Annotated in this window: 10 protein-coding genes and 2 pseudogenes; all 12 read right to left on the reverse strand. The window is 29.4% G+C overall.

Annotated elements, in window-relative coordinates; translation table 11 throughout:
- The coding region (locus HMPREF1252_RS03830) for an Ig-like domain-containing protein (RefSeq protein WP_023059458.1) at positions 1-368 on the reverse strand (368 nt) is incomplete at its 3' end.
- Between the two features lie 681 nt (positions 369-1,049).
- Positions 1,050-1,217 (reverse strand): hypothetical protein, encoded by a 168-nt coding sequence (locus HMPREF1252_RS09710; RefSeq protein ID WP_019124114.1) that lies wholly within the window; start codon positions 1,215-1,217, stop codon positions 1,050-1,052.
- A 3-nt stretch (positions 1,218-1,220) separates the two neighbouring features.
- On the reverse strand, positions 1,221-1,439 hold the full coding sequence (locus tag HMPREF1252_RS03835) for a helix-turn-helix transcriptional regulator (protein WP_004829719.1): 219 nt from the start codon (positions 1,437-1,439) through the stop codon (positions 1,221-1,223).
- Positions 1,440-1,562: 123 nt separating this feature from the next.
- A pseudogene (locus HMPREF1252_RS03840) lies at positions 1,563-1,715 on the reverse strand (Maff2 family mobile element protein); the annotation flags it as partial.
- Between the two features lie 10 nt (positions 1,716-1,725).
- Positions 1,726-2,028, reverse strand: coding sequence for a hypothetical protein (locus tag HMPREF1252_RS03845; RefSeq protein WP_023059456.1), 303 nt, complete (start codon positions 2,026-2,028; stop codon positions 1,726-1,728).
- 195 nt (positions 2,029-2,223) lie between these two features.
- The gene (locus tag HMPREF1252_RS03850) at positions 2,224-3,693 is read right to left on the reverse strand and encodes a PIN-like domain-containing protein (protein ID WP_001105422.1); all 1,470 of its coding nucleotides are present in this window, start codon (positions 3,691-3,693) and stop codon (positions 2,224-2,226) included.
- 17 nt (positions 3,694-3,710) lie between these two features.
- Positions 3,711-4,247 carry a ClbS/DfsB family four-helix bundle protein gene (locus tag HMPREF1252_RS03855; protein WP_001258251.1) on the reverse strand — a complete coding sequence of 179 codons (537 nt, stop codon included), beginning with the start codon at positions 4,245-4,247 and terminating at the stop codon, positions 3,711-3,713.
- 61 nt (positions 4,248-4,308) lie between these two features.
- Positions 4,309-5,115 (reverse strand): annotated as a pseudogene (locus HMPREF1252_RS03860) (VirD4-like conjugal transfer protein, CD1115 family); the annotation flags it as partial.
- A gap of 14 nt (positions 5,116-5,129) precedes the next feature.
- Positions 5,130-5,315, reverse strand: a complete 186-nt coding sequence (locus tag HMPREF1252_RS03865) for a transposon-encoded TnpW family protein (protein ID WP_002416380.1) — start codon at positions 5,313-5,315, stop codon at positions 5,130-5,132.
- Positions 5,316-5,473: 158 nt separating this feature from the next.
- Positions 5,474-6,208 (reverse strand): phage replisome organizer N-terminal domain-containing protein, encoded by a 735-nt coding sequence (locus HMPREF1252_RS03870; RefSeq protein ID WP_002416381.1) that lies wholly within the window; start codon positions 6,206-6,208, stop codon positions 5,474-5,476.
- Positions 6,209-6,329: 121 nt separating this feature from the next.
- A complete protein-coding gene (locus HMPREF1252_RS03875; RefSeq protein ID WP_002416382.1) occupies positions 6,330-6,857 on the reverse strand; it encodes a PcfB family protein in 528 nt (175 codons plus the stop codon).
- 183 nt (positions 6,858-7,040) lie between these two features.
- Positions 7,041-7,214 (reverse strand): hypothetical protein, encoded by a 174-nt coding sequence (locus tag HMPREF1252_RS09845; protein ID WP_002416383.1) that lies wholly within the window; start codon positions 7,212-7,214, stop codon positions 7,041-7,043.
- Between the last annotated feature and the right edge of the window lie 188 nt (positions 7,215-7,402).

The raw sequence follows: 7,402 nt of genomic DNA on the forward strand, positions 1-7,402 counted from the left end.
GATTCAGAATTAACGTTATTTACTTGTGCTTTTGCAACTTGCACTCCATCAAGAGTATGTACTGCAAAGTTGCTTTTTGATGCCTTGAAGTCTTTAGGAAGGGTGACATTAAAATAGTCTCCTTTTTTAATATCTGCTCCATATTCACTGGCATCCCAGTCTATTTCTAGTCTGCAGCCCTTGTCTTCCTCAATTTTTTCATTAAGATCAATGGTATTACCTTTTCGATCTTTGACTTCTATCCTACTAATTCTTGTTTTTGACAAATGATTTGCACCTTTCGCAAATGCTTCACCAGTTGGTACAATTGTACCTAACAGCATTAAACAAGCTAAAAAAAATGCTGTTATTTTTTTACATTTTAACATTATTTCCTCCTTTTCTTTCTTTTTTTCAGAAACATCCCATATACAATGAAATTTATTCCGATGAAAAAGTATCTATACATGATAATATTACCACTTTTCAAGATTTTTTACCATTTTTTGTAAGTTTTTACATCAAATTCATCCGACACTATTTTTAGCTTATATATTGGAAGAGTTGACTATAATACTTTGTGATGTCTTAAGCCATTAGATTAGATTGACTAAAATCAAGTAAGGGCTAATTTATAGTCCCTATCACACCACCCGTACGTACCGTTCGGCATACGGCGGTTCAATATTTTCTTGTATCATATTATTTATTACTTATGTATCTATTTAACTTTATTCTTTTTGTATCTGAACCTTAAGAGATGAATACGTCCTTCCTTGTGTTCCATCAAGTCATAGTACATCATTTTCAAATATTACAATAAATATCGTTCCTCCCTTCGCTCCATTTCCATTACAGAAACTTCTTCACTACTATGGATTCTGCTGACTTCTCACTATTCGTTGTTACTACTATTTCGCTATTGCTTTCTCTCTCCTAGATGTCACCATCTAAAACTTGCAAGTCGCTATTAGATTCGTTGGTAACTACGCTCTGTAAGGATTTTTACCCCAGCATTAAAACATGCCCTTCATAACAAAAAATAAAGGCAGTCCGAATACTGCCAATATTTACCTCTCTGCACCTTTGCTATGGTTTTTCTTAGTTGACTTAGTTTTGTCATCTGTCTTAAAGCTTTTTATTTGACCAGTCTCTTGATCAATGTTGTCTTCAGCTTCATCAAAGCCTAATACCAATTTCGGATAATCCCTAGCTTGATCTTCTATCCTTAAAGTCATTCACTATTCCTCTTCACTAAAATTGTCTTCAAAACTAATAATATCATTAGGAGTGCAAGATAGAGCCTTACATATTCTTTCTAAATTCTTAAATGTAATTGGTTTATCCTTGCCCATTTGTGCCATAACATTTGTTGTTAGTCCTGCCATAGCTATTACATCTGTTTTCTTTAATCCTTTTTTCGCTAACTGTATCCATAATGGTTTATAGTTAAGTGCCATAATATCCTTCTTTTTCTCTTCATTAAATTTATTCAATTATAGCATGAATATTGATTTCATTCAATCTTACATTGATTTAATGTTTTGTTTTAGAGAATTTGTTGTGTTATTCCGTCCTTATTTTGCCATAAATTGCTTAATACCTTGAGATTTAGCACCAGGGTTATCATTACCATAACCTTCCATTAAGTTAATAACTCCCCATGCTCCTAAACCTGCACCAATTGCAGTTACAAGTGTCTTTAAAACTCCAACTCCAGCTGTAAAAAATTCCATATTATTCCTCCTAGTTTTCTTTCTTATTTTCTATTTTATTTAGTGATTTAACTATAAAATTCTTGTAGACCTTATCTCCTTTTTTGTTTTCTTTGAAATATCCAAAGACATGGATTAGATCTCCTTTATCTAATTCTTTTGCACGTTCGCTTTTTTCTCCGTAGACTGAACAATTTATATATTCTTTTCCTTTACCATATTTTTTAATGAGAGTAAAATTTGCTACATCTACTTTTTCTCCATCTCTTTCAAATTCTGATAATTCCACTTCTTTAACTAAATTTGCATTAATATTTATCATTTCTCTATCCATTAATTTCTTCTCCTTAATCTATAAATTTCAATTAAAAAAGCGACTGGATCTATTTATTTCCAATCGCTATACATTATTCCTTATTAAATTGTTCTAAGTAGGAGCTCTTATCCTTAACATCTTAACCTCCTAATTTTGAGTATAAAAAAAGCAGTAAACTTTATAATTACTGCTTTAATAAAATATCCTATATTATTAATCATTAAATGAACAATCTCGACAAATACCACCTACATCTTCTCGCCTATCCTTAAATCCCTTTCCACATTTAGAGCAAATAAATGCATAATCATTATTGTAATTCTCCTCTTCTAAATAAGAGTCATCGTAGTCTTCTTCATTTTTGTTTATAGAATCTTGATCTATCTGAATTTCAATTATTTCAATATCTGTATATTCTTTATCATTATTAATATAAAAAGAATCTTCTTCGATATCATCTTTATTAATTAATCTTGTGACATTAACTATGACACTTCCACTAAATTCTTGTTCTATTGGTGGTGATTGTATGACTTCTTTTGTATCATCATCACGTCCCCAATAATCAAAGGATACACAACTTAAATTTATTAAATATTCTAGCTCATAAGTTATACTAACAATCTCGTCTGTAAACTCTTCATAAGTATCTAATATCTCATTGAATTCACAATTATTTATATCTAATTCTTCAATACCCTCACTTCCAATAACATACGATTCTAGATAATAATAGTTGTTATTATAAATACTGTCAACTATATCATTAGAAATATCTTGTTTTACTCTTTCTACATATGACACATCTTTTCTATTTAAATCTACATAAACATTAAAATCATATCTATCATATACTTTTGAAGCGAAATTCTGAAACATTCCTGTTGTTAAAAATTCAATATTTACATTTGGATTTTTTTCTTTAAATTCACTTAATAATTTATCGTGAACTACTAAATTATCTTGACTATCCTTACTCCACCAGTCTTCTTTTATATCATTCGTAATAAAAATAATATCTTTTACTGATTTTTCAACTGGTAAATCTAATATCTCTTTCCAAACAAATAAATCTCCAAATTTTTCAACTCCATCTTTATTAATGTCCTCATATCCAGGCGGAATTTTATATTTATACCTAAGTTCACCCTCTCTAATAATTTTTAATTGTTCACTAAACCTTATCCTATTACCTATCCTATTATTTTTTTCTAAATATGAAATAAGATTATCTATATCTTTAATTATTTCAGGAGAATCTGTTGTTATTTCATCATATTCAATACCAACACTATTTTTATAAGATTTGATTATTTGTTTTAATTCAACTAACTTGTTATTTAAATCATTCTCCAAATTTTTTCTTCCAAAATAATTATATTTAGATGATTTAATCAAGACACTCTCTAAATTTTTTTGACTCCTTTCAATTACTCTTAGTAAATCTTTTTCAAAATTTTGATACTTTTTTTTCAATTGTCCGAATACGCTATATTTATTTTTATTAAATTCTTTATACACTTGATTCGGAATCCATATTAAATCCTTACACTCCTTGAAAATTTCTAATATGTTTTTGCTACTGTATAATGAATATCGAGCTAAGTCAAGTATTACATTTGTATCTAATACTATTATAGAGGTTTTTCTATTTATTATTTTTTTAAATTTTTCATAATTCAATTAAAGCACCAACCTTATTATTTAATTACATTCACAAAATTATTAAGTTTTTTCCATTTTCTAATCTTAGTCCTAAATGTTCCAAATGGTGCTACTGTATTTACATGGATAAATTTATATACTTCCCAAGTTGCAGTTTTTGTTGCTTCATCTGCCCATTTTCTCATATGTGGTTTAAATAATTCTTCCTCTGTAAGATTATCTATCAAAGAGTAAATATCTTCTATATTCTGTGATAGTTGTTCTTTTAATTCCTTTAACGATTTATGAGCATAGGTATCTGTAAACCATTGATACAATTCTCCAAGTTGATTCCACTTAAATTTGTCAGATGGCGTTTTAACCTCAATTCCCTTTTTTTCATCTTCTTCCCATTTCAAAACTAAAGTTGTCCAACCTACTTGATAGGCAAGATTTTCAGCTGGTGTCCTATCAACTTGATCTACTCTTTTATCTTTTAATTCTTCTGGGATATTATCAAACTCTGAAATATATTTTCCAAAAGTTTTCTTTATCTCATTTTTTAATTCTTCCTTACTTTCATAAGACCTCATATGCCTACCTCCATGGTTTATATAGATATTATACCAAAAATATTTTTATCCTAGGCTTAATTCATAATCTTGTAATCAAACTGTTCCTGTTTATTTTTATTTTATCTCTATTTGTTAAATACTCTTCCACATCAAACAAGTTTTTCTTATCATAATCTTCCAACAACTTGTAATTCTTATGCTTTGTAATATCGAATTTATCAGATAGAAAAGGTCTTACTCCTCTTAACTGATAAATACACTTACCGCCATCCATTACAGTTATTTCATCTTGACTCATAAGTTCCTTGCCAGTTTTTTGGTAATTTAGACCAAAAGATTTTTGATTGGATCTTGTTTCTGATGTGTTATATAGGTCTATGGTTTCTTTTCCTAAGGTTTCAGATAATTCTTTTACTGTTGTTTTTTCTTTTCCTCCTAAAAAGAGTGTAGAGTCGCAGTTACCAACTATTGTATCTGCATGGTCTTTATAGATTGCTTTTAATTGAGATTGTGCTTGCAGTATTATGCTTGCCGATATTTCTCTTGAACGAATTGTTGCAATCAATTTTTCAAATTTAGGAATTAATCCTATATTTGCAAACTCATCAAGTAGACACCTAACATGAACTGGAAGTCTTCCACCATACACATCATCTGCCTTATCACATAGAAGATTAAATAGTTGAGAATACATTATTGAAACTACAAAGTTAAAGGTATCATCTGTATCTGATATTATTACGAATAAAGCAGTTTTTCTATCTCCAATTTTATCAAGCTCTAATTCATCTTCGCTCATTAGTTCTCTAAGCTCTCTTATATCAAAGGGTGCTAGTCTTGCTCCACAAGATATTAGAATTGACTTGGCAGTTTTTCCTGTAACAACATGTCAAGGACTTTCTAATCATTTTTATCGACTTTTTGATGTTTTTCTCTCTCCATTTCTCTAATCATTATGCGTTTTAATTTGTCTTGCATTGTTTCCGTTGCATTTTCATTAAAGTGAACAACAACCTCATAGGTTGCTTTACCAATTTTCTTTATGGTTTTTGTTCCCGTATTCTGTTCATTTTTATTTTCGTGCATATATTTTTCCTCCTGTTTGTTTCGATAAAAAAGACGATTAGATTTTTAATTTTCTAATCGCCTTTAAAGTGTCATATTTATATTTTTATTATCTCTGGCATACTTTTATACCTTTTTAGACTTAAAGTCTTTAATAGTGCCTTTCCACCTCTTTTTATCTATAAAGATTCTCCTACATCATAGTTCATTTTTTTATTTAAACCTTTCTGTCTTAGTTTTTCTTTATCTTCTTCATACCATTTTAAGATTGTCGCATAGTGGTTTTGATAGGTCTTACCACTGCTTTCCATGTATCTTGATAGTTTATTTATCATTATTTCTGTGTGTGAGTTTAGTTTTTCTTTTAGATTTTTATATTCTTCTTTGCTTAACCTTACATTTTTGAATTCTCCATAAAATATGGGGGTGGACTTTTTATCTATCTCTCCCTCTTTATCTTTATCTTTATCTATCTCTATATCTTTCTCTATCTCTATCTCTTGTCGGACATGGGTTGGACTCATTAAGGACAATGTCCTCTGTTTATTTTGTCTGTATCTTCTTTTTTTCTCTGCCCAGGCTGTTTCTGATCCGATTAGGTTTGGTATTTCAGTTAAATAATATTCATCATTTTCTGTTACAACTTCTAATAAGCCTTGATTGATTAAATAATTAACTGTAACCATTACATCATCGTCTGTTTCATCTATGGTTAGTGCTAACTCTTTTATAAAATCACTTTCTACTCCGTCATAATAGAGTTTGCCTTCATCTTTTAGACTTAGTAGTAGAAGTTTTAGGTAGATTATCGTGTAGGTATCTCCTCCCGATATTCTTCTTAATCTTTTTATTCTTTTGTCTGTGAAAAATTCTTCTTTTAGTTTTATCCAATAATATCTTTTGTTTGTTGCCATATCTGCTCCTTTCTTGATTTTCGATAATCGAAATTCTTGATTTCCGATTTTCGGAATTCTGGACTTCTGCTTTTCGGAAGTCTTGTTATTGTATCTAAGGGTGTAACTTTTCGTTACTCCCTTAGATTTCTCTGGTCATATCTTTTTTACTTGGTTTTACTTTTTCTTTTACTTTTCTTTTGACTTTCTCTTTTGTCTTATCCTTGTTCTTGGATAGGTCTTTGTATTTCTTTATTTGTTTTAGGATACTTTCTTTTTCTTTTTTATTTTCTTTGGCTATGACTTGCTTAAAGGCATATTCCATTACTTTTATGTCTTTGGCTTGGAAGAATATTTCATAGTTTTTGCTTTCTTTGTTTTTCATTACTGAGAAACTTACTCCAAGTTTGTTTAGTTCTTTTTTTAAGTCTTTGAGGTCGCTTTGATCTATGCTTATATTTTCTAGTTGTCCTTTCTTGTAGAGGTCTTTTATTTTCATTTCATCGCCCATAAGACTTTTTAGGTTTCCGTTTGCTTTTTCTAAAGTATCATTCATCTTTTTTCTTATTTCTTTGTCTAAGTTGATTGTTTCTTTTGCTGCCTTTATGGTGTATGTTATTATGGTTTGTGCTGCTTGACCTGCTTCTTTGCTTATTTCTTCGTTTATCATGTTTTCTCTCCTTTGTTTGAATTAAAAAAAGGGAAGTATAGGCTTTAATTTTTCTATACTTCCCTTTGCTTGTTTTTATTTGGTTGTTCTTGGTGGTGGAATGCTTTATTTTGAAGTTTTTATAGCTTACTTAGGTATTTGTACCTTTTGTTGTTTTTCTGCTCTTATTTTGCTTTTCCACCTTTAGTAGTTTGTGTGTGTTCTTTTGTCTGATAGATAGTTTTTCATGTTGGAATATATAATCTGTATTTCCTCATTGTTCATTGATTTTATTTCTTCTGTGCTTTTGTAGGTTTTATATGTTCCATCTTGATCTGCTTTTATGAGTTCATTTATTATCTCTTGCCTTTTATTCATCTCTATTACCTCCTCGATCTGCCTTTATTTTCTTGGTCATATTATAGCTTGGATAAGATATTTTTACCAGGTCTTATCTTTCTTGATTTTTGTAATAGTCTTTAGTCATTTGTCTTTTTTTATTAAAACTATCACTATCTTGCTTATACTCTTTTATCTTTTCTATGATACTTTCTTTTTCTCCTCTC

The sequence above is a fragment of the Peptoniphilus sp. BV3AC2 genome, assembly GCF_000478945.1.
Lineage (GTDB): Bacteria > Bacillota > Clostridia > Tissierellales > Peptoniphilaceae > Peptoniphilus_B > Peptoniphilus_B duerdenii.

Excerpts from the sequence above, each read along its gene's own strand:
- HMPREF1252_RS09710 (WP_019124114.1), bottom strand. The coding sequence starts at position 1,217 with ATGACTTTAAGGATAGAAGATCAAGCTAGGGATTATCCGAAATTGGTA.
- HMPREF1252_RS03835 (WP_004829719.1), bottom strand. The coding sequence starts at position 1,439 with ATGGCACTTAACTATAAACCATTATGGATACAGTTAGCGAAAAAAGGA.
- HMPREF1252_RS03845 (WP_023059456.1), bottom strand. The coding sequence starts at position 2,028 with ATGGATAGAGAAATGATAAATATTAATGCAAATTTAGTTAAAGAAGTG.
- HMPREF1252_RS03855 (WP_001258251.1), bottom strand. The coding sequence starts at position 4,247 with ATGAGGTCTTATGAAAGTAAGGAAGAATTAAAAAATGAGATAAAGAAA.
- HMPREF1252_RS03865 (WP_002416380.1), bottom strand. The coding sequence starts at position 5,315 with ATGCACGAAAATAAAAATGAACAGAATACGGGAACAAAAACCATAAAG.
- HMPREF1252_RS03870 (WP_002416381.1), bottom strand. The coding sequence starts at position 6,208 with ATGGCAACAAACAAAAGATATTATTGGATAAAACTAAAAGAAGAATTT.
- HMPREF1252_RS03875 (WP_002416382.1), bottom strand. The coding sequence starts at position 6,857 with ATGATAAACGAAGAAATAAGCAAAGAAGCAGGTCAAGCAGCACAAACC.
- HMPREF1252_RS09845 (WP_002416383.1), bottom strand. The coding sequence starts at position 7,214 with ATGAATAAAAGGCAAGAGATAATAAATGAACTCATAAAAGCAGATCAA.